Origin of the sequence: Paramagnetospirillum caucaseum (genome assembly GCF_000342045.1) — a bacterium.
GTDB classification, from domain to species: Bacteria; Pseudomonadota; Alphaproteobacteria; order Rhodospirillales; family Magnetospirillaceae; genus Phaeospirillum; species Phaeospirillum caucaseum.
Genome location: NZ_AONQ01000075.1, coordinates 1 through 20163 on the forward strand (window position 1 = coordinate 1; position 20163 = coordinate 20163).

20 protein-coding genes and 4 pseudogenes are annotated in these 20163 nt (G+C 58.5%); 8 read left to right on the top strand and 16 right to left on the bottom strand.

The genetic code is table 11. The features are described from left to right. From H261_RS19300 to H261_RS26215, 7 genes and pseudogenes are all read right to left on the bottom strand, one after another. Window positions 1–233 (bottom strand): annotated as a pseudogene (locus H261_RS19300) (hypothetical protein); the annotation flags it as partial. A 353-nt stretch (window positions 234–586) separates the two neighbouring features. Then, on the bottom strand, window positions 587–3949 hold the full coding sequence (locus H261_RS19305; RefSeq protein ID WP_008620892.1) for an SNF2-related protein: 3363 nt from the start codon (window positions 3947–3949) through the stop codon (window positions 587–589). Further along, entirely contained in the window at window positions 3949–5322 is a 1374-nt protein-coding gene (locus H261_RS19310) for an EH signature domain-containing protein (RefSeq protein ID WP_008620902.1), read from the bottom strand. The genes H261_RS19305 and H261_RS19310 overlap by 1 nt, the downstream gene beginning before the upstream one ends. Then, a complete protein-coding gene (locus H261_RS19315) occupies window positions 5319–6074 on the bottom strand; it encodes an OmpA/MotB family protein (RefSeq protein WP_008620903.1) in 756 nt (251 codons plus the stop codon). The genes H261_RS19310 and H261_RS19315 overlap by 4 nt, the downstream gene beginning before the upstream one ends. A 17-nt stretch (window positions 6075–6091) precedes the next feature. Then, the gene (gene zorA / locus H261_RS19320; RefSeq protein ID WP_008620904.1) at window positions 6092–8575 is read right to left on the bottom strand and encodes an anti-phage ZorAB system protein ZorA; all 2484 of its coding nucleotides are present in this window, start codon (window positions 8573–8575) and stop codon (window positions 6092–6094) included. A gap of 658 nt (window positions 8576–9233) precedes the next feature. Next, window positions 9234–9485, bottom strand: a pseudogene (locus H261_RS25530) (hypothetical protein); the annotation flags it as partial. Window positions 9486–9549: 64 nt separating this feature from the next. Then, window positions 9550–9966, bottom strand: a pseudogene (locus H261_RS26215) (helix-turn-helix domain-containing protein); the annotation flags it as partial. Between the two features lie 64 nt (window positions 9967–10030). On the opposite strand from H261_RS26215, the pseudogene H261_RS24060 reads away from it, so the two are divergent. After that, a pseudogene (locus H261_RS24060) lies at window positions 10031–10135 on the top strand (HU family DNA-binding protein); the annotation flags it as partial. 148 nt (window positions 10136–10283) lie between these two features. After that, on the top strand, window positions 10284–10880 hold the full coding sequence (locus H261_RS24065) for a MucR family transcriptional regulator (RefSeq protein ID WP_081609008.1): 597 nt from the start codon (window positions 10284–10286) through the stop codon (window positions 10878–10880). 47 nt (window positions 10881–10927) lie between these two features. Here the strand turns inward: H261_RS24065 and H261_RS19330 are convergent, their stop codons facing one another. Together H261_RS19330 and H261_RS19335 are read right to left on the bottom strand one after the other, a co-directional pair. Next, entirely contained in the window at window positions 10928–11326 is a 399-nt protein-coding gene (locus H261_RS19330) for a type II toxin-antitoxin system VapC family toxin (protein ID WP_008620907.1), read from the bottom strand. After that, window positions 11323–11574, bottom strand: coding sequence for a type II toxin-antitoxin system Phd/YefM family antitoxin (locus tag H261_RS19335; RefSeq protein ID WP_008620908.1), 252 nt, complete (start codon window positions 11572–11574; stop codon window positions 11323–11325). Before H261_RS19335 ends, H261_RS19330 begins: the two co-directional genes overlap by 4 nt. 309 nt (window positions 11575–11883) lie before the next feature. Here H261_RS19335 and H261_RS24950 point away from each other — a divergent pair, with 309 nt between their 5' ends. Further along, window positions 11884–12165, top strand: coding sequence for a hypothetical protein (locus H261_RS24950; protein WP_008620909.1), 282 nt, complete (start codon window positions 11884–11886; stop codon window positions 12163–12165). 362 nt (window positions 12166–12527) lie between these two features. Next, complete coding sequence (locus H261_RS24955; protein ID WP_152426985.1) at window positions 12528–12788, top strand: hypothetical protein; 261 nt, start codon at window positions 12528–12530, stop codon at window positions 12786–12788. Between the two features lie 487 nt (window positions 12789–13275). On the opposite strand, the gene H261_RS19350 is transcribed toward H261_RS24955, so the two are convergent. Both H261_RS19350 and H261_RS19355 read right to left on the bottom strand, forming a co-directional pair. Next, on the bottom strand, window positions 13276–13785 hold the full coding sequence (locus H261_RS19350; protein ID WP_081609009.1) for a helix-turn-helix domain-containing protein: 510 nt from the start codon (window positions 13783–13785) through the stop codon (window positions 13276–13278). 621 nt (window positions 13786–14406) lie between these two features. Continuing rightward, on the bottom strand, window positions 14407–14757 hold the full coding sequence (locus H261_RS19355) for an MbcA/ParS/Xre antitoxin family protein (RefSeq protein ID WP_008620912.1): 351 nt from the start codon (window positions 14755–14757) through the stop codon (window positions 14407–14409). A gap of 142 nt (window positions 14758–14899) precedes the next feature. Here H261_RS19355 and H261_RS24070 point away from each other — a divergent pair, with 142 nt between their 5' ends. Further along, a complete protein-coding gene (locus H261_RS24070; protein ID WP_235062988.1) occupies window positions 14900–15085 on the top strand; it encodes a TraR/DksA C4-type zinc finger protein in 186 nt (61 codons plus the stop codon). Here H261_RS24070 and H261_RS19365 read toward each other — a convergent pair. From H261_RS19365 to H261_RS19380, 4 genes are read right to left on the bottom strand one after another with little or no spacing between them, the layout of a single operon-like run. Beyond that, window positions 15082–15990, bottom strand: a complete 909-nt coding sequence (locus tag H261_RS19365) for a 3'-5' exonuclease (RefSeq protein WP_008620915.1) — start codon at window positions 15988–15990, stop codon at window positions 15082–15084. The genes H261_RS24070 and H261_RS19365 overlap by 4 nt on opposite strands. Before the next feature lie 39 nt (window positions 15991–16029). After that, complete coding sequence (locus H261_RS19370; RefSeq protein WP_008620917.1) at window positions 16030–16230, bottom strand: hypothetical protein; 201 nt, start codon at window positions 16228–16230, stop codon at window positions 16030–16032. Next, window positions 16227–16913, bottom strand: a complete 687-nt coding sequence (locus tag H261_RS19375) for a YfbR-like 5'-deoxynucleotidase (RefSeq protein ID WP_008620918.1) — start codon at window positions 16911–16913, stop codon at window positions 16227–16229. The genes H261_RS19370 and H261_RS19375 overlap by 4 nt, the downstream gene beginning before the upstream one ends. Window positions 16914–16928: 15 nt before the next feature. Beyond that, window positions 16929–17201, bottom strand: a complete 273-nt coding sequence (locus H261_RS19380; RefSeq protein ID WP_152426986.1) for a hypothetical protein — start codon at window positions 17199–17201, stop codon at window positions 16929–16931. A gap of 147 nt (window positions 17202–17348) precedes the next feature. Between H261_RS19380 and H261_RS19385 the strand changes: the two genes are divergently transcribed. The 3 genes from H261_RS19385 to H261_RS24075 all read left to right on the top strand — a co-directional run bounded on the left by H261_RS19385 (window position 17349) and on the right by H261_RS24075 (window position 19086). Further along, window positions 17349–18230, top strand: coding sequence for a WYL domain-containing protein (locus H261_RS19385; RefSeq protein ID WP_008620920.1), 882 nt, complete (start codon window positions 17349–17351; stop codon window positions 18228–18230). A gap of 147 nt (window positions 18231–18377) precedes the next feature. Next, on the top strand, window positions 18378–18653 hold the full coding sequence (locus tag H261_RS19390) for an HU family DNA-binding protein (RefSeq protein WP_008620921.1): 276 nt from the start codon (window positions 18378–18380) through the stop codon (window positions 18651–18653). Next, window positions 18646–19086, top strand: coding sequence for a MucR family transcriptional regulator (locus H261_RS24075; RefSeq protein ID WP_008620922.1), 441 nt, complete (start codon window positions 18646–18648; stop codon window positions 19084–19086). Before H261_RS19390 ends, H261_RS24075 begins: the two co-directional genes overlap by 8 nt. 116 nt (window positions 19087–19202) lie before the next feature. Here H261_RS24075 and H261_RS19395 read toward each other — a convergent pair. Next, the coding region (locus tag H261_RS19395; protein WP_008620928.1) for a tyrosine-type recombinase/integrase at window positions 19203–20163 on the bottom strand (961 nt) is incomplete at its 5' end.

Sequence of the window (20163 nt, forward strand, 5' to 3'; positions counted from 1 at the left end):
GTTTCCAACGATGAGCGACCGTCGTAGGAGCCCAGTTTGCGGAAATTGTCGGAGCGCAAGGCATCCATGAAATCTTCGAAGGCCTTCCCTGCTTCGTCTTCGTCGCAGGTGAGCAGCTTGCAGGCTTTCCATGCCGGTTCAGAAGCGACCGCGATGAAGCGCCTGCGCGCTGCGGTCACGCCTGCGATGACGTCGCGTATCAGCCCGAGCTCGCGTGTTCTGTCGGCTCCCATTCTGCGTGGTTCCCCCCTTGGGAGGGGAAGACTATCTGAATTTCTAGATCGTAGGAAGCACGGCTAATCGTAAGGGTCGATGAATTCGCCGGGATGGGGCAAGGTGCCCGTCAAGATGGTCGAGGGGCGATCTTGCGGCGATTGGGACCGCTATGGCGCCGTTCCGGATACCGTTTGGACCGAAATTTGGCTATTCTTGCCCAGATCAAGGGCGAATGGGCCGTCCATCGGGGAAAAGTCGGATGAAATGGTTGCTCCCCATGTTTCTGATTTGGCCGACGGTTGCTCTGTCTGAGGTCAAGATAGAACCGCGCTCACGATCGCTCTCTCCGTTGCAATCATAGTCGCCCGCTTTACATTCGTGGGAATGTGAGGAGGCCTGCTCGGGCCACCAATTCAATGCCATGTCGCCCGGCTCGCTCTCTTCCCTGTGAGGTATAACACTCAGCAGTTGTTACGGCGATAAGACGCGCCTCCGGGTGGCCATAGGCATCTCTGGCGCGCAACAGGTCATCGACGGGCTCGGCATTGCAATAACGGCTCTGGCGATGCTTGCACTGAACGATGAGCTGTTGGCCGGTGGTGGAATGGACGGCAATGCCGTCGGCACCGCCGTCGCCGGTCTGGGGCGTGCGGAGAGAGCGGTAACCTTTCGTCTGAAGGCGTCGCAGGACCCAGTTCTCGAATTGGGTGGATGTCATGCGGTCCAGTTCACCCAGGTCGACCTCGTCCGCACTATGCTGTCCTGCTGCGGCCCCGACGGTGTCACGGAACAGTGTCGATTCGTCCTGGCCGGGAAGAACTGGCGGCATAAGCAAGTCGCGGCTGAGGCTCCGCTTTCGTTCCAATAGGTCATTGAGCTTAACGTCGAAGCTACTGTCTCCGATTGCCGGGTGAACTGCCATGGGGTAGTAGACACGGACCACCGTGGCCGTCTGGCCGATACGGTAAATACGGTCGGTGCACTGGTCTTCAACTGCTGGGTTCCACCACCGAGATAGATGAATTACGTGGTTGGCCGCGGTCAAGGTCAGGCCGACGCCCCCCGCTTTGGGGGATAAAATCATCACGTCGAATTCGCCCCGGAGCTTCTGGAAATCATCGACCGCACGCTGGCGCTTATCGCCGCTGACCGTCCCATTTATGAGCATGGGCATGCGGGGAAGTTTGAATTCCCGCTTGATCATCGCCGATAGGACATCCTGCATGTCCAAACTCTCAACGAAGATGAGCGCCTTCTCCTTCGCTTCCGCAATTGCCCTAAGTATCTCGAATGTCTTCGATAGCCTAGCAGACCAAGCGATGTAGTCGTCATGCGGAATTCCGCCGGCCTGCAGCGGGTCTATGGGGTGCAGCGAGACGCCGCGCATGGCATGAAGTATCTCCAGCATGGAGCCTGGGCCTGAAGCCTGGCGCCCGCGGGTGATGATCTCGGCGTAGCTATCGGCTTGTTTCGGTGGCATGTCCTGTCGGATAGCCACCGCTTCCTTTTCCGGCAGCCCTTCGAGCTTGTCAGCCTTCATGCGCCGGATCATGACGGGGGGCGCGCTGCCCACCGGGTCCAACAGTATCGCCCGGAGGCGCTTCAGTGCGTCCAAGTCATCGGGCTGGAACTCGCTGGAAAAAGTTTTAAGCTCCGGCAGATAGCCTGGATAGGCTACATCCAGAATGGCCCACAAGTCTTCTAACTGGTTCTCGACCGGCGTTCCCGTCATTGCCAGCGTAAAGTCTGCGTTAACGGTCTTGGCCGCGCGGGCGAGCTGCGATGTAGGATTCTTGATCTTCTGCACTTCATCGTAGACCGTAGCTGCAAAGCGGACCTTGGCGAAAGAATGATGGTAGTCACGAAGGGTTTCGAAGGTGGTTAGAACCCAGTCTGCTTCCTGCAACTTCGTGCTATTCAAGAGCGGCTGACCCAAGTCCACGTCGCGACCGCTATTGGCCCGGAGCTGCTTCAACTCGCTGCCATAGGCTTTCAAAGGTTGACCGAGACCCGGAAAGCTCAAGTGCCGGTCATGTTCGGCATTCCAGTTGGCCAGCAGGCCGGTCGGGGCAACGACCAACATAGGCAAGCGCTCCAGGCTGTGCTGAGCCCGGATGTCCGCCAGCCATTTCATGAATGCAAGCGCCAGTAGGGTCTTGCCTAGGCCCATGTCGTCGCCCAGGAGGACGCCGGGAAAACCCTGCCGCCATGCGGCTTGGAGCCAGGTCAGCCCCTCTTCCTGGTGGGGCTTTAAGGATGTTAGCAGCGATGGAGGAACGCCACCTGAGCCCTCAGGCACGCGGGACGACAGGTTCCGGTGATATGAGACTTCTTCGTAGTTTTCGTCGACGATGAGGAACATCTTCCCGGGTGGCACAGGCTCCGGCTTGGCGTCATCCTGGCCTTGTTCATCCGGCCCCTGGGCTTCGTCGTCCTCGTCCTTGCCGATCGGCGTGGCGAAGCCCATGAGGGCGTTTAGGGCATCAAGGGTACTGCGGTTCGCCGGGACGTCTTGGCCGTTGAGAGCGACGGTTTCGGCCCCCTGGTCGATTGCCGTCGAGACCGCGTGGCGGGCTGGCTCAATGTCGCTGGGGCCCAATTCAATGCGCTTGTCGCCGATCTGAATGCCGAACCGCTCTGGGAGCCAAGTGTTAGGCTCACGCTTGAGCCATGGCAGAACGGCCGGCTGCCAGATGCCTAGGTCGATAACGCGCTGTGAATATTGCTCCGTCGCCACGAACAGGTGCTCGACTGTCTCTGCGGTGTCCGCGTCATCGGCCAGGGCCTCCTTCAAATAAGCCTGAGGGTTCCGAGCGAACTTCCGCCTGGTATCGACGTCTGATGTCTGCACCTTGCGCACGACGCTGAGCGCCTTTTGCAGACCGGGCTCGATGTAGACGTAGTGGTGGCTGCCCAGGCCATAGCGGTCACGGCAGTCGTTCCACTGGGGGAAGCGGGTTTTGGAAAAGACCTCCTGCAACGCCTCAGGCAGCAGGCTTTCTGCTTCGCTAATGGACGCCTCGCCGTCTGTTTCCGCCCAGGCATCTTTGACCTTGCGGGCAAACAGCACGGGGTCGACCTGGAAGCCGTTTTTCCCGGTTTGAAGACGAAGGGAAAAAGCCGCCGCATGAACGATCTTGGTGTTTCGAATGTAGGCGTCGGTCGAGACCTGTTCGCCGTCCCCGTCCGGAATCAGCTCTCGAAGACAGGCAAGATGGGCGAAACGAACGTTGTCATCGTCACCAGCGGTTTTGTTGAATAGCGCAACGCCGTGCCAGATGGAAAACAGCGGTTCCGGGATGCGGTAGGTCTGGCCGCCATGCTTGAGCATGCATCCGCTGGCGGAAGCCCGCCAGGCCGGGACAGAGGTACTTTCAAGCCACTGGGCCGTGACGGTAAAGTCGCGCTGGGCTAGGTTCCCGCGTGACTGTAGGCCCAAAATCAGAGAAGTGGGGCTCGGCAGGTCTAGTGCCTGCGCATGGGCGCTGGACATGGACGCGACGACCGCGTCCCGCACCCAGAGTCCGTCGCTCTCGTGCCGAACCAACGGCCCTGCAGCATCGTCGTAGTCGAGCATTTTGAGCAGGCTGCCGACCGCAAACAGATGTTGAGGCTCGATAGCATCCGTCCACTGGTCGACTGGCACAATGCGTGACCCTAGAATCTTCCTCCGATGCAGGCGGAGAAGGATGCCGTCTTCGGCCATTTCCCAGGTGAAGTGCTGCCGAGCCATTACATGTAGTCCCTGCTCATCATCCGAATGCCAGTGTTTCGGCGAATGTACTCATGCACATCGCTCTGCCATGCGCCAAGATGCATTTTCTCGAAATCGGAACCGGTGACCAAGTCCTCACGGCTGTATGAGCGGTAGAGTTTTGGCGCGCTTGGGTTTCCGGATAACCAAACGTGGCATTTGCCGTTGTGACTCCAGTCCGCAACGAGAAGCTCGCCGATTTGCATGATGAGAACGGCTTGGGTTTTGTCTCGCGCCCCTGACTCCAGCAAGCCGAAATTTCCGATAGCGGGATTTTCCTTCTCTGCCGCCAAGCGCTTCGCCAAGTCGGCTCCATCCTTTGCGAAGGCCACCCACGCTTCCAGCATAAATTTGTTCTCGTAATAGGCGTTCCAGAACTTCCGCCGGGCGGCCCACATATGCGTCTGGGCAGTGCGGTCGACGACGTCAAGGAACTGTTCCAGCGATGCGCGGGTCAGCCAGCGGCGCATTACCCGCTTGGCATCCTCGGCGACGTCAAGCCACCGGGAGCGCTCAATGCGGAGGTCGTGCAGGAGCGCCAGAAGGTGGCTCTCGATAAAGCTCCGAACGTCGTCCGGTGGCTGGCGGTCTACCCAAGGGAGAAGCATCGCCTCTGCCATGCGAGCGGCGGCACCGGAGGTGCCGTCGAAAGCGAAGCGGCTGTCTACGACGCCCCAACTGGCAAAGCGCCGGATCGCTGGCAGGGAGGAGGGGTTGTTGCTGATGAAGGTCTTCAGACCATTCGCCGCCGCGATGTAGGCGTGGCCCGCGAGCTTACAGCCGTACAGCGTGCCGCCAAGTCCGGCTGCCTCCATGGCGTCGGCGGCGGGCATCTCCTTGGACCGCCGCACATACTTCGCCAATTGGCTCGGAGCATTGGACACGTCGAACATGTCCACGGCTTCCTTATCAGACCATTGCCATTGCCACTGACCGACGGCCACCTGGAGGAATGCAGCTATCTTCCTGAGGCCCTGGTGGGCGGGGTCGAAATGGGTGACATAGTAGCGAATCAGTCTGGAAATCGCTCGTCTGGACAACTGATCCTTCAGGCGGGCGAGGTACTCATCTAGGAATCCTGCGTCATCCACCAGGGGAGATTGCCCGGCACCCAGGCAGTCCGCAACGTAACGCCAATCGCGGGTCGAAATGGAAGTCCAGTCACCGGCGGACCTGGCCTGTGACAGCCGACGGCGTAGGTCATCAAGGTCGATAAGATTGACGGAGGCGCTTACCTCACGCAGCCGCTTGGCCACTGCGTTGGCTTCATGGACCATCACGGGGGTCGGAGGAAAGGCGACCTTTTTCGGGGACCAGGCGGCGAGTTTCGCAAGCGCGTCCTCGAAGTTCATCGCGCGAGCTCCTCAACCTGCTTCTCGACCTTTTCCACGCCGGGGGCCTTTGGGGTGGTCATGATGAAGCGAAGGTCGATGCGGCGGTTCTGCGCTTTCTGAGCCGTCGTGTTGTTGGGCTGGACCGGCCGATGTTGGCCATAGCCGGAGATGCCGAAAACAGCCAGCGACCGGGTGTTATGCAGCCGCTCCAACACGGAGTTCTCGTTGATGAGCGTCTGGTAGGTGTTTAGGGCTCGCTGAGACGACAGGTTCCAGTTCAACCCGTTGCTGCCGGTGTTGTCCGTGTGCCCCTCGACAAACACCGACTCGACGGTGTGCTTCGACTCCGGGCAATCTGCTGGCCGTTCGCGTCCTTCGATGTGCGTGTAGCACGGCAGCACGCCACCGAGGGCGCGGGCAAGGATGCCCACTGCTTGGACGCCCTGGCTGGTCAAATCCGCCCGGTTGGTCGGGAACAGGATGCTTTCCGGTAGGCGGAGTATGCCGTTCTCGATGTCAATCTCAACCTGGATGCCCTGGCTCTTGAGCGAATTCTGCAGGTTCTCCAGGATGGCCTTCCGAGTGTCTTCGGCGGTGGTCAGGTCCTTTGTCGTCTCTGTGAAATGAACTGAAGCCTCATTAAACTTCAGTGCGAAGAACATGAGCATCAGGATGAAAAGAAACAGCATACCAACCATCATGTCGGTCATGCTGACAAAAAACCCCTCATCTTCTTGATCGGCGGGGGCGTGGCGGCGTCGAATAGCCATCTGGCAGTATCCTTAAATCACCGGAACCCGGCACCCTGTCTAGACGCTGCCTTTTCCAAGGACTTGGCGGCGCTATCCAAGCCTTTGGTCACTTCGTGGAACTCGTTGGCAGCTTCCTGCAGCTCCTCGATGTTGCCTGCTAACATGCCGACTGTCCTAGCCAAGCCGCTGTCGATGGCCTTGACCTGCTCGTCGAGCCTAGTAGTGTTTTTGTCCACGATGTCCATGATTTTGATAACGGCGGCGCCCAGGTTCTCGTCCGCCTTGTCGAACCTGCCCGAATGGCGGTTCCAGACGGCCTGAAGCTCGGACAACGTGTGAGCCATCTCCTTGGAGAGCGCCGAACTCTGGCGCTGCGTCTCGCTCAACGTCTGAGCTGTGGCTTCCACGGACCGTGAGGACCTGTCGATGCTTTCCCTGAGTGCCTGGGTGGCCTGATTGAGAGGATGTCCAGCTTCAATGAGGCTCGCAGCCGCCGCCGACAGGGACGTTTCTGTTCCCTTGGCGGCCCGATTGACGTCGTCCAGAGCCTGGGCGTGCAGGCCGATTTTGCCCTCGACGGTGCCCATGGCCCCGGTGACCTTGTCCAGGCGTTCCCAGAGTTCGGTGATGCTGCCGCTTAGATCCTGGATGTTTCCCTTAAGGTCGGTCAGCACCTGATCGGCACCGGACACGACCTTGGCTGCAGCTTCGGCACCACGAACCTCCATGGTCTTGGCCACAAAGGCCGTCGCCTCGCCGACACCGGCCTCGGCCTTGTTGCCCGCGGCAATGATACGGTCCACGGCATCGCTGATGCGCTCAGAGTTTCGGTTTGACGCCTCCTGCATGTCCTCGGCCGCCTTGACCAAGTGTTCCGTGAGCCCGGTCACGCCCTCCTGTGAACCCTGGCGGATCTGGGTGGTGATTTCTGCGACGGTCTGAGCCATCTGCTCCGCGGTCTGGCGCATAGCCGCCACAACCGCATTAGTCTCCGAGGCCATGCTGCCGGTGGCGCTGGCGGTCATGTCCCGCAGCTGAGTGAGGGTCTGCTGGATGGCAGTGGCATTGGCCTGGGTCCCTGTCTCTATGCGCGCCACCGCGTCGGCGATCTGCTTGCTGAAAGCTGAGCCCGCTTCCTCGGTGGTGGTACGCATCTTGCCGCCCACATCAGCCAAGCTGGCGCGGATGACATCCGCAACGCTGCTCACGCCTTCCGTGGCAGCCAGCAGTTGGGCGTTCAGTGTATCTTTGGTCTTGTCGACGTCGGCGCGTACCGTCTCGGTAATCCCGGCCATGCCGTCGGTGATGGCCTTGGCGGCGGCGCGCAGGTCTCCGGCGGCTTCCGCGATTTGGTCCGACAGGCCGCTGCCGCTTCCGGATACATGCTTGGATGCTTCCAGCAGTGCGTCCTTGACGGAAACCAACGCCTTTGCCGTCTCGCGGATTTCGGCACCCGCGTTCTCGGAAACCACGGAGCCAAATTCCTGGGCCATGTTCTGGGTCAGGGAGCCCAACTTCTCAGCCACCGGCGACATGGCGTCGCTCATCACGCTCGGCATCGCTTGGTGCAGATTGTTGATGCTGGAGGTGATCTCGGAGACCTTGTGGCCCATGGGCTCCATTGCCGATGTGATGACGCTCGGCATGGCCTTCTGAAGAGCTTCCTCCAGCGCCCGGCCAAGATTGAAGGCAAGCTGGCCGGTAAATTCCTTGAGCTGCGAGGATTGCTCCCGAAGTTCGTCGAGCTGCCGGTTGGCGAGGACTTCGGGCGTCACGGTGAGCGTGCAGCGCTCAATCTGGCGGCACAAGGCATCCAGCGAGCGGTCCAGCGAGCGCACCAAGAAACGGTACAGCATGCCCAGGACGATGGAGCTGCCAAGACCGGCGATAGACGTCCAGAATTTGAAGGTGGCAGTGCTCAGCAATTGGCTGAGCGCCTTCTGCATCTCTGCGGTCTGCGTTGCCGCATCGACGCCGTCGCCGCCCACGGCATGGATGGCCTGGGAGGCGAAAAACAAAGCCGCCACTAGGCCAATGAAGGTGAACAATAGGCCGACGCCGACGAAGATGCCCGGGATGTTGTGGAACCACTTGAGCTTTAGCCCCGAATGCTCAAGTTCCGTGAGATTGATGAAATCCCCGGGCCGCACTGTGCTTTCGATGAGGGTCGATCCGGGCTTCTGTGGGAGCAGGGTCTCCTTGTATTCATCCCAGCTATGGCTGAGAAGCTTGCTCCTCGCCATTAGCTCGTCGAATTCGTCGAGTTTGGTGTAGAACTCCTGCCGGTCCTTGCAGCCCCTCACAAAATTCACGCGATGCTGGACCTGTCGGGTCAACCGAACAATGCTGACCAGGAACGCAATGGCCAGAACGATAGCGAAAAACACCATGACGGTGGCAATGGTTGGCGCCACTGTCTCGTCACGGAATAGAGAGAAGAAGGGGAGAACAAAGTCAATCGCGAGGCGACCAAGATTGAACGAGGCGTGTGCTATTTGTTCAGTAGAATTCGGGTCCATTGTTCAAACTATCCCTTGGTCGGCCTCAAACTGCACCCTATGACTTCAGGGCTCCGTCGACTCCCCCGGCGCGATACATGCTAAGGGTGCAAAAAGTAAGCATACAGTCTGCCTACAGGTTTGCTACACGGCAAGAGTGTTGGCTTACCTTTTTGGCTGATCAACCGCAGGCAATCCGAGCACTCAGCTTCATTGTGCTGGGTACCGGTGCCAAAACCGGACACAGATGTTCCATGTGCTGCTGATGGCCTGCCTTTATTTGATCCTGTTGGATTGAACCCCGTTTTAGCTCGGCTGCGGAGTGAACATTGGCGGAAGAGCTCACTTTTGGGTTTGATTTAGTGACCCTACGGCGACTGGGCGCGTAAATTTTCTATTGGGATATTGGAAATCTGGAATTGGTGGGGATCATGTGCAGACCGACCTCCCCACACAGATGACCAATTCTGGCAGGTAGACCATGCAGAATGACGGATGGCTTCTGCAACAATCAGGCTGGCTGTGAATGTTCACTTTTTTCGGATGGCTGTTCGTAATCTTCGGCATTGGCCTGATCGTCAAAGGATCAAAGGGGTCTGGAGATTGATCCGCAGACGGCATGAGGATTTCGATTTCGGCCAACTGAGATAGTCGTCCGTGAAAAAGCGTTATGCCTCGCTCACGTAGCCCCGATGACGGCCTGACGCTCCCGGCTGATTGCCCACATGGTTTCCAGGATCAGGGACAAAAGAAGCCTCAGCCACTTGAGCAGGAGGCGGAAGTTGTGTCCGGCGCCGGACAGGATGGCGTTGATACGGTCGCCGTCCTTGCCCTTGAGGAAGTTGCGGTCGAGCAGACCGTCGTTCTTCATGTGGCCGATGACGGGTTCGATGGCGGATCGGCGACGCAGTTCGCGGCGGATGGCTTCGGTGGGGGCCTTGCTGCCGGAACGCCAGACCTTGAAGCGGTCGAGGCCGTAATTCGCGGCTCATGGTCTGCTTGCTGATCGAAAGCCGGAACTCCTCGAACACCCACTGCATCAAATCCACCAGTCGCCAACGCACCACCCCATGGATCGCTGGGTTTGGCCCCTGGTCGATGATGTCCGCCAGCGCCTGACGCTGGGCGTCATTGAGAATCGAGGCGTTGCCAGGGGCCTTGCCGTTCAACAGCCCGTCAGGGCCGTCGGCGTTGAACCATAAAACCCAGTCCCGCAGCGTCTGCAACCGGACACCGCCAAGCCGCGCCGCCTCACTCCGTGAGCGGCCGTCGTAAATTTCCGCCAAAGACAGAAGTCGCCGAGTTTGATCTGGGCACCGTGACCCCCTCGCCAATTCCCGTAGGTGCAAGGCCGTGAAGTCCCCGCGAAGCCCAATCGCAACCGCCATGGCAAACCTCCCGATGTTTGCCATGTTGAATCAGATCGGCCGCTATCTGGGAAGCCCTCCGTGAGTCAGGTTCACCGGGACTTGGTATAATCCCAAAACTGGCGAAGAGGTCCCGATCACACCACGGCGCGTATTGGTTTTCCGGCCATCCGCGATTCTGAAAACACGCATGAACCAAAAGTCGGTTTCGTGATCGCCAGAACCAAACCAATGGCCCCCTCCATAACGCAAGCTTGATCCGCAGGCTGCATCGTGTCAGATGATCCCCATCATCACCTTTTTTAGGCATTGAGGCCGTCATCTGGCCTAGCGCCGCTGACGCCCCTAGGGATCCCTGACATATGCCCGTTTCCGACATGAAGTTCGCGACTGCGCGTCTCGTCTGCGCCTATCTGCGAGGCAATGCCCTTGATCTGGCGGGCTTGGCAGACCTAATCCGATCAACCCACGCAGCGTTACTAAGCGCTATTGCGCTGGATTCAAATCAGCCGAACCCTGTCCAATTGAAGCCTGCCATTTCGCCCAGCAGAGCAATCAGCCCGGACCTGCTGATTTGCTTGGATTGTGGCAAGGGATTCAAATCGCTGAAACATCATCTCATGGTCGCCCATGGCCAATCTCCAGACGAATATCGTGCCAAATGGGGGTTGAACGCGGACTATCCCTTGGTGGCGCCGAACTACTCTCTTCGTCGGGCGCAGATTGCAGTGAAGACGGGTCTCGGCAGCAAGAAGAAGGCCGCCACCACGCCGGAGAGCGCCACCATCAAATCGCAAATTGGGACACTTAGGCTGCCGGTGAAAACTTGTCCCGAGCCAATTGAAGTGGAACTGGCGGTTAGCCCGGAACCGGAGAGAGCCGAGGTCGAACCCCCGCCAACTTCACCTCAGACTTGGCATCGATATCCGGCATCGCGCTGGTCGAAAACAGAGGCCTAACATCGGCTGCCATTTGGCTCCAGTCCGACGGGTTGGGCAGTCGTGTGCTACCTGACTGCTGCGGATGCAATGTCGGTGCGGGAGAAATCCTCCCCGACAAACAGCAAGGCACATCCCCGGTTCTTCGCCAGGGCATAGGCGAAGCAATCGCCCAAGTTCAGCGCCGCCGGATGAATGCCCTTGCCCCAGCGGTCATAGGCGTCGGCCACCGCGGCACCATCGGCCAGTGGGATGATATCCGCCCCCAGACGGGCGATCAGCTTTTCCATTTCGGCCCGTCGGCCGCGCCGCGCGGCCACGATCAAGGCTTCGGCCTGAGTGGCGGAGGACAGCAACACCTGACGCGCCTCGGCCAGAACCGTGATGCAATGGAGGCCCGCCTCCTCGCCGAACAGAATGGCCATCAACGCCGACGTGTCCACCACCACAGTCGCCGAATCGCTCACCGGGGCAATCCCTGCTCGTCATAGAGAAAATCCTGGCTTCGTGCCGCAAAATCCCCATTCTCCGGCCGGGCGCTGCCAAACATCTCCTCCAGCAAGGCACGCCGTTCCGTCCCATCGGGTCTGGCATGGGCGGGGACCAAGCGCACTACGTCCTGGCCATGCCGGGTCAGAACAACCTCCTCACCCGCCTCGGCCCGGCGTACCAGGTCCAGCAATTGTCCCTTGGCGTCGCTGACACTGATCTGCATTGACCCACTCCATTGGTCCATTTTCGCTTCCGCCCATAGTGGTCCACAGCTATGGACCAGGTCAAGGGAAGCGCGCGGCACTGCCGCCGATCTTGAGCCGTAACGCCTGCCGCTGCCACGATCTACATATCGGTGATTTTAACCTCATCAAAGCCATCGACCTCCGTCTGATTGCCCTAGAGAAATATCCCGCCGGCGTGGTGATCATCCGGTTCCAAAAGCCTTCAAGGGTGCTCCCAATAGAAAAATTCCCTTGACGTGACGGGAACATATGGGGAACATGTGGGATCAGCTACAGGAGATCCCGCTATGGCCCAATCCGTTCTGTTCGCCGTTGATTACAATCAGGCTCCGTTCTGCATCGTCCGCGCTGGCGATTTCCGCCAAGCCATCAAGGTGGCATCAAGCTTCCTGGCAATGCCGGTCGCCGGGTCTGATGAATGGCGTCGCCCCACATCTGATGAAGTCGCAAAGCTCCGGGCTCGTCGTCCCATTGATAAGGAACGGTATGCCTTTGCCGTAATGCAGACCCAGTTCAGTGCTGGCGGCGAAGTCGAACTGTCGGCAATACCGTTGAGACGCACAGCCTAAACTAGCCTGGCCGGCGTCGTCCGATAGGATCACCTCGCCGTTGAGGAATCCGGCCAGTTCAACCTCGCTGGCCAAAGAAGACGAGAACGCCCCTCCACGTTCTCGCCCTAGGACAGGGCCACGCGTAGCGTCCCGATGAGGCGTTCGAAAAGATCAATCGCACACATGGAGGTGAAGCCTTCTCGGGCACGGAAAGCACGAACGACTGGTTGTCCTCGATCACCTGAGCATCAGTCTGCGTACATAAGCTTCTCAACGACATTGTACAGATCGGGCGCGTTGGCCTGACCTTCCTCTTCCTCTAGGGGAGCATAATAGTGGCTAAGAGGGTCGTAGGTCAGGAATACGCGACCCAGGGGCCCATGGTGCTGCTTGACGAGACGAAGGTCGACCCGAGCTCCGACCGCCTCAAGGGCATTAAGCCATCCCGAGTGACGAGCATTGAAGCATATCATCCTCTCACCCGCGTCAGAGTCATAGCCGGGTTCTATACGCTCGAGCACATAACGAAAATGATCGAGCAGAATGATATTGTCGAAGGCTTCAGTGAATCGTTTTCCAAGGTACGTGAGACCGTCCAAGCACGGATTGGCCGCGAAAATGATCTGCCTCGCGTCGTCTGAAGCACTTTCGGCTATTGGATGAAACATGACGGAAGAGCCCCGTGGTGGATTCACTCGGAGCGGCTGAAATGCGAGTCTGGGGCATGCGTCAAGGGTTCATCATCGAAGTAAGTGCCGCCGCCCCGTATCACCGATGCTGTCGATGTCGGCTTAATATTTGGCCTGCCCTTCAGCCGCACAAACTCATTGGACGTCGCCCAAATTCGGTTTGGCCAAACAGACTGACGACGCATGCACGGAAGGCACCGGCACTTCGCTGGCTGCTGGCAACTCCCCCGGCGGTTCAGCGCTCAGTTCTGGCTTAGCAGGTATCTCCAGATTCGGTCGCTTGCGCGGGGCTGCCTTGGATTTGGTCCTGGTGCGTTTAGGAGTCGGCTCGGGAACGCTGGCTTCTGCGCCAACAGCGCAGGTATCTGCAACCTCACAGCCCTGCTTCACGCACTTCTTAGTGGCCACTATCTACGCATCCTGCCCGAGGGGTGAGCCGTTAGGTCTTATCAGATCCACCCAGGGTTTTGGCCAGTTCATAGACCTTCCGGCGAACACTCTCATCGGTGATGCTGTAATAGGCCCGCACCAGTTCCAGGGTCTCACGCTTGGCCATGGGATTGCGTTCGTCACCCGGACCGGCCGCAGTTGTCACGGCTTCACCCTTGATCACCGCCGCTGGGCTACTGGACTGAGCGTCTTCGCCCATATCATCGAAGAAAAATGATACCGGCACATCCAGAACTCGGGACAGATCGAACAGACGGCTGGCGCCAATGCGGTTGGCGCCCCGTTCGTACTTCTGAACCTGCTGGAAGGTTAGGCCAATGGCCTCTCCCAACTTCTCCTGGCTCATACCGAGCAGGGTCCGACGAAGCCGCGTGCGAGTTCCAACATGGACATCAATGGGATTGGCTGAACCATCTTCCAACCGGCCCCGAACAGACCGCTTGGGGGTCTTAGCGCCGGTTGTGGGTTCTTGATGTGTGGCAGTGGGCTTCTTGGCCATGGCGCTACCTTTCGTTTATTGGATTGAGTCCAGTATGGCCTCATTGGGGAGATGGCTCAAGCCAGCCGTACCTGGCTATCTTGATCCGGACGGCTGCTCAAGATATCGATTCCATGTGGTCCATCCCCCAGATGAAGCGGCCACAATTGGGTGGGAGGCCCCTTATCCCCAATCCCACCCAGCGAAGATCGGCGATGGAGTCTTCGACAGCCGCCATCGCCGATTTAGCCTTCAGCCAGATCATGCCTCGTAAGCTCAGATAACTTTTGACGCGATCCTGGCCATCTGCAGAGACTTTCGGCACATCACCGCAGACAGTCTCATGGCGTTCCGTCTTCCGTGACCTGGAGGTCGACCGTGCACTTCATTTATTGTGCGGCGGATAGAAGCAACCAATGCATCCCGCAATGGCTTCAATGGCTCGCGCGACAAAATTGCCATCAAAAGCAATTCCGTCACTTGCTCAAGCTTGTCTGGCGCCTCTATATGAGGCAAATGCCTAACTGTATCTATAAAGCATTGATCAAGTGCGCTTTTGGTTTGTTCAGAATTCGAATTCATGGGCCATATGTTCACAATATTTATTCATTTGATAGGGCTGCGATGGGTGTGTATTTGGGGTTAATCCTTGAAAATCTGTTCCTCGTGGATCCGCCGCAATGCCTCTTCGATATGATCGGCAACGGCGGGATTCTCGGCCAATTGCATCAGGGATTTGCCCCCAAACCTTTCCTGCGGCTCCGTCAGCCAAATGCAGGCTTTATCCTCATCGCCGAACACATGGTTTGCCAACAGGGTTAAACGATGGGCCCGGGCGACACTGATCCCGGTTACCACCGGTTTCTGCGGTTCAGGGGGCACCGCCTCAGCGATGTCCTGTGGGTCATCTCCGACGAGAATGTGGCGGATCTTAGCGACGATCTCCGCCAGTTTCGCTTCGCGATCTGGTTCGCTATCCACCATGACCATCATCGCCCAATAGGCTCCAAGCGCCCCTCACAACCCTTGTCCGTCCAGATTCTTGCACTATCTATTGGGCCGGCCATCAACTGACAAGGCGCTAAACGTGGACGAAATTGATACCGCCAACGAACGAGCGGAATTGATGACCAATATGGCCATCCAGGTTGCTCTCAGCCGCCAGCCCAAGGCCCCGTCATCAGGCGTCTGCCGAGCCTGTGGACAGGCCATTGAGGCCGCTCGTCTGCAAGCCAATCCGGCCGCCCCGACATGCTGCGATTGTGCGGCCGAAGCGGAAGCTGAGCACCAACGTCGCCGTAAGTTGGGTGGGCGCGGCTAGGCTCGCACCACCTCTCCTCCTCGAGCCGAATACCGCTCAAAAGCGGTCATCCGCTGCATCGGCAGCGCGATGTCCCGGCGATAGATTTCGTCCCGCAGATAGGTCAACTCAGCTGCCAGAGCGTCTTCCTGGACGTCGATCCACCAAGCTTTCGGTGTGCCATCGGAGCCGTCGTTCCACTTATAGCCCCGGCGCTTGAGATCATCCTTGTAGTCGAAGGGCGCGTATTCAGCCCAAATCCTGACCGTGGGGCAGCGCGCATTGACCAGGAGCTGCTCCAATCCAAGCTTCCCGGAAACCGGCAAAGGCTTGGCTAGAATTTCCAGCAGCGCCAGACAATCAGCTCCGGCACGGTGACCATCGTGGAACAGGCCATACTGGGCCAGCAGATAGAACAGCTTGGTTCCACCGATGCCTTCAGCGGCCCAGTCGATCTCGGCGATGGAGCAGGCCCAGGCCTTCTTAGCGATGCCAGGGATCAGCCGCTCAAGGAACCGCCGGTCAAAACCGGCATTATGGGCGATCACCAGAGCGACTGGGGCGATCAGCCGCTCGATCTCGGCAACATCGATGGAGTGCCCGGCGACCATCTCGGCGGTGATGCCGGTGAGCTGGGTAATCTCAGGCAGAATGGGGATAGTCGGCTCTTGGAACACCTCGACCACATCAAGGATCCGGAAGATCCGGCCATCAGAGGAGAATTCGAACAGCACCATGCCAAGTTCGATGATCTCGTCCTTGATCAAATCAAGCCCGGTGGTCTCCACATCAACGATGACGCCGATCTTCTTGGCGATGCCATCATCGGCATGAACCTGCTCGCGTCGTTCGATGCGGCGCTGAACACGGAACCGGCCTGAGGCTTCCAAGGTTGCCGCCAAAGCGTCGAGATCGGTTTCCGTCATCAATGATCCTTCAGGCAATTATTGACCGTCATCCTACCATTAAATGCTGTCCACGGATTGGGACTGCAAAAGGCGCTCAATCTCGGTCAGCAGAAGCAACCGCTCATCGCGGCCGCGCATGTCCCCATGACGCAGATATTCATCTGCCGCCTCGGCCACGATGGTTCGAGCAACCTCGCCAAATCGCCGGATCAGTCTTCGGGCCTCAGCGGCATGGCCGTCATTGGCTGAGATCATCATGCGCTCCGAGCCTCGGCCAGTTGCAATTCGGGTACGGCCCAGAGCGGCTGACCCGCCCAGATGGTTCGGCAGCCATGGCCACCGGCTACAAGGTCATCAAAGACCGCCAGAAAACGGTCTTTAGCCACCCTGGCTTCCCACGGCTCAATGTCGATAATCGGGGCGCGGCGGCGGAAGTCAAAAAGGGTTCTGGCCTCCTGCTCGGAGAACCCCGCCAGATGGACGGCCTCCAAATAGGCGGCAGCATGATCTGCCCGATCGATGGCTTCGGCCCATTCCTGGGGAAGTTCAGCCGGGAGATTGAATGCCACCCTGACCGCTCGGGCAACCCGGTCCTCGATGGTCCGATAGACCGACCCGATGTGCTTCTTAAACGGCGTCACCAGGTCGGAGGTAACGTACTCGGGTGCATCGTGCAGGAAGCCAGCCAGAAGGGCTTCCGTCGGCAAATCCGGCACATCGGAAGCCATCAGTTCCGTCACCAAGATGGAGTGCTGCGCCACCGAATAGGCATGCTCACCACGGGTCTGGCCGTTCCAGCGCGCCTCGCGCGACAGGCCGAGGGCGATATCGTCGATCTCGATTTCCAGCGGCGAAGGATCGAGGATGTCAAGGCGTCGGCCCGAGCACATGCGCTGCCAGGCACGATGGACCAGCTTTTGATCGAAGCGTTGGATGGTCATGGTCAGATCCTCCTGCTAGGGCCGGGTAATGCGCTTGTAACGATGGCCGACGGTGGCGATGCCGCTGCGGCCGACCACCACGTAGACATCGAGCAATTTATCGAGACGTCGAACGTTGCTGCTGGCCGCGTCCTTCAGGACCCGCTGCTTGCCGCGAGCTGAGAGGTAGATGATTTCGCAGCCATGATGGTCGTGCTGGCTCTCGCCATAGGCCATGACAAGGTCAATCGCCTCTGCGGGAATGCCCCGTTGCTGGATCCGAGATTCCCAATGTGCCGCTGCGCCCATTTTGCCCTCCCTTGATATGGCCCCCTTGCAGAAGGAGGGCTGATCCCGCTACACTCATCTTCACAATGCCCATAGCTGCAATACGCATCGTGGCTTTATGTATAATGACGATGTGTGGTCGAGTCAATGTGATTCGGAGGTCTTGTTTTGAGTGATCTGGATGCCCTGCCTCAGGAGCTACGGAAGCGCCTGGAATTCCTTGAATTCCGCCTCTATTGGGAGGGGCGGGTCAATCGCCGTGATCTGACCCAGGCCTTCGGAATTTCCGATATCCAGGCCTCGGTGGATTTCCGTGCCTATAACGGTCTCTGCCCGGATGCCATGACCTATTCGCCCAAGGAAAAGCGATATCGCTCTAATGAGGGTTTCGTTCCGGTCCTCTATGCGCCGGATGCGCCGCGCTATCTGACAATGCTTTGCCCTGAGAGCGCAGATGCCGCTGGGGGGCGCGATTGCTGGATCGGCAGTCCACCTCCGGTCCTAGTGGCCCGCAAGATTGCCCGCAAGCCGGTAGAGGCCTCGGTACTGCAGCCTGTCGTCCTCGCCATCCATTACGGTCTGGAGATCGAGATCCGCTATCAGGCCACCACCCACAAGGAGGACTGGCGATGGATCAGACCGGTCGGATTGGTCTATAGCGGATTCCGCTGGCACTGCCGGGCCTGGGATCTCAAAAATCAGCGGTTTGGTGATTTTGTGCTGACCCGCATTCTTGACGTCAGGGCAAAGCGAGATGCTGGAGAAGCTGCCTCAAAGGATCCGCAGTGGCATGACGAGATCAAGGTGGAGATCGCCATTGATCCGCGACTAGAGGCTGGCGCCCAGAAGGTCTTGGCGGCCGAGTATCTTGTCGGGGATGCGTATATCTTGAGGGTAGCCGTGCCGAGCCTCGCTCTGCCCTACTTCCTAAAGCTCAACGGCATTGAAGAAGATCGCCCTGATCAGAAGCCCGAGCACCGCCAGATTGTGGTCTTGAACCGTGATGAGGTTGAAGAAGCTTTGCCGGAGGGTTGGAAAGACAAGGCGTGATTTGCAACCTATCAAAAATAGGAATTGTTTGCATTGTGCTGATTGCAAGGATCCAGAATACCAGCAGCTAGTGACGCCAAGGCGCTAACATATTGACCGTCCTGCCAGTCTATGACATCGGTTAGACGTATTTTTTGGGAGGTAACTATGAACAAGGCTGATCTGGTGTCCAAAGTTGCAGAACTCGCTGGCTGCACCAAGGCAGATGCCGACAAAGTGACTGATGCAGTGTTTGCGGCCATCACCTCCGCGCTTAAGGCCGGGGACGAGGTGCGCTTGGTTGGATTCGGCTCTTTCAGCGTTACCAATCGCGCTGCCAAGGATGGTCGCAATCCCCGCACCGGTGCGACCATCAAGATTGCGGCGTCCAAGGCGCCGAAGTTCAGCGCCGGCAAGGCTCTCAAGGATGCTGTCAATGGCTGATACCCCCATCCTGCAAACTGCCAAAATCGTCGCGGCCTATGTGGGAAACAATACGATCGCAGTAGCCGACCTGCCCGATCTGATCCGCACCACCTACACCTCACTGATTGGCGCCGGAACACCAACACCGACACAGGCCGAACGTGCAATCCCGGCTGTACCTCTCAAGAAGTCGGTAACGCCAGACGCCCTCTACTGCCTGGACTGTGGCAAAGCGCAATCGATGCTTAAGCGGCATATCGCTACTGCGCACTCTATGTCAGTTGATGAGTATCGCGCCAAGTGGGGGCTCGCTAAGGACTACCCGATGGTGGCTCCAAGCTATGCGGCGCACCGATCGGAATTGGCCAAGAAGATTGGATTAGGGCGGACCCGTGGCCCTAAAAAGCCGAAGTCCAAGGCTAAAGCCGAGGTTGCTGCGGAGGGAAGTTGAGCAATTGCCTGATGGCGGATGTTAAAAGTGATGAAAGGTAGGGCAGGGGGCAGCATCGGCATCACCTTGCAGGTGTCGACCCCGGCTGCGGGTGAAGAAGATCGGGAGGGCGAGTTCTATTTCCCGTTGCGGCTGATGTCGCCGATCGCGGTGGCGGCAAATTCCGTCGCCTCGCGCAGTGGGTCATCATAGAGATGGGCATAACGCAAAGTGGTCTGCGCCTGGGTATGTCCGAGCAAGGCGCCGACCACCTGCAGGGGGACCTTTTTGCTGGCCAGCATGCTGGCATAGGTGTGCCGCAGATCATGGATTCGCAGGTCCAGTGAACCTTTGGGGAGATCTAGGTTCTGGGCTTTTGTTCTCGCCTGGATTTCCTCAATGGTCGGCGATCGCTTGAGATCGGCGTGTAATCTGTTGATGATGGATGCGACGGAAGGGTTCTCGATCCACAGCGCCAAAGTGGCTGCCTTTCGGCAAGCATCCCAGGTCTTCTTGACGTCCGTGATGTGCTCATCGGGAGAGAGCCTGCCGGGAAAAACCCATTGTCCTTCGCCAGTTTCCTTTCTTCGTTTCAGCAACTGAATGGCGGAGCCAGACAGTGGGGCGATATGGTCCTGGTTTTGCTTAGTATGGGCGCTGGGTTTCGACCAAATCCCCGCATCGAGATCAATATCCTCCCAACGGGTCGTGAAGACTTCACCTTTGCGGGCCCCGGTAAGGATCATAAGGCGGATGGCATCGCAGGAATCTTGCTGAGGATGGTTGCCGATAGCTTCCAGCACATAAGTGAGTTCTGTTGGGCTTGCGTACCGTTTGCGAGGGTGCTCCGGGTACATCTGGGTGCCTTCAGCCACGTTCTTGGTGATCCATTCCCAGCGTCTGGCAAGGTTCAGCGCCTTGCTCAACACTTCGACCACTCTATTCGCCCTGATTTTTTTGGTTTCACCGATGGTGCGGTGCATTCCATCGACATCTGCGGAAGTTAGGTCTGCCAACTTGACCGAACGAAATCGGGGGAGGATGTAGGTCTCCCACATGCTGATGTCGTCCTTGGCGGAGCGGTCGCGTTTCGTCGGC

Coding starts and splice junctions, on each gene's coding strand:
- H261_RS19305 (WP_008620892.1), bottom strand. CDS start 3,949: ATGGCTCGGCAGCACTTCACCTGGGAAATGGCCGAAGACGGCATCCTT.
- H261_RS19310 (WP_008620902.1), bottom strand. CDS start 5,322: ATGAACTTCGAGGACGCGCTTGCGAAACTCGCCGCCTGGTCCCCGAAA.
- H261_RS19315 (WP_008620903.1), bottom strand. CDS start 6,074: ATGGCTATTCGACGCCGCCACGCCCCCGCCGATCAAGAAGATGAGGGG.
- zorA (WP_008620904.1), bottom strand. CDS start 8,575: ATGGACCCGAATTCTACTGAACAAATAGCACACGCCTCGTTCAATCTT.
- H261_RS24065 (WP_081609008.1), top strand. CDS start 10,284: ATGCCCGTTTCCGACATGAAGTTCGCGACTGCGCGTCTCGTCTGCGCC.
- H261_RS19335 (WP_008620908.1), bottom strand. CDS start 11,574: ATGCAGATCAGTGTCAGCGACGCCAAGGGACAATTGCTGGACCTGGTA.
- H261_RS24950 (WP_008620909.1), top strand. CDS start 11,884: ATGGCCCAATCCGTTCTGTTCGCCGTTGATTACAATCAGGCTCCGTTC.
- H261_RS24955 (WP_152426985.1), top strand. CDS start 12,528: ATGGTGCTGCTTGACGAGACGAAGGTCGACCCGAGCTCCGACCGCCTC.
- H261_RS19350 (WP_081609009.1), bottom strand. CDS start 13,785: ATGGCCAAGAAGCCCACTGCCACACATCAAGAACCCACAACCGGCGCT.
- H261_RS19355 (WP_008620912.1), bottom strand. CDS start 14,757: ATGATGGTCATGGTGGATAGCGAACCAGATCGCGAAGCGAAACTGGCG.
- H261_RS24070 (WP_235062988.1), top strand. CDS start 14,900: ATGGCCATCCAGGTTGCTCTCAGCCGCCAGCCCAAGGCCCCGTCATCA.
- H261_RS19365 (WP_008620915.1), bottom strand. CDS start 15,990: ATGACGGAAACCGATCTCGACGCTTTGGCGGCAACCTTGGAAGCCTCA.
- H261_RS19370 (WP_008620917.1), bottom strand. CDS start 16,230: ATGATGATCTCAGCCAATGACGGCCATGCCGCTGAGGCCCGAAGACTG.
- H261_RS19375 (WP_008620918.1), bottom strand. CDS start 16,913: ATGACCATCCAACGCTTCGATCAAAAGCTGGTCCATCGTGCCTGGCAG.
- H261_RS19380 (WP_152426986.1), bottom strand. CDS start 17,201: ATGGGCGCAGCGGCACATTGGGAATCTCGGATCCAGCAACGGGGCATT.
- H261_RS19390 (WP_008620921.1), top strand. CDS start 18,378: ATGAACAAGGCTGATCTGGTGTCCAAAGTTGCAGAACTCGCTGGCTGC.
- H261_RS24075 (WP_008620922.1), top strand. CDS start 18,646: ATGGCTGATACCCCCATCCTGCAAACTGCCAAAATCGTCGCGGCCTAT.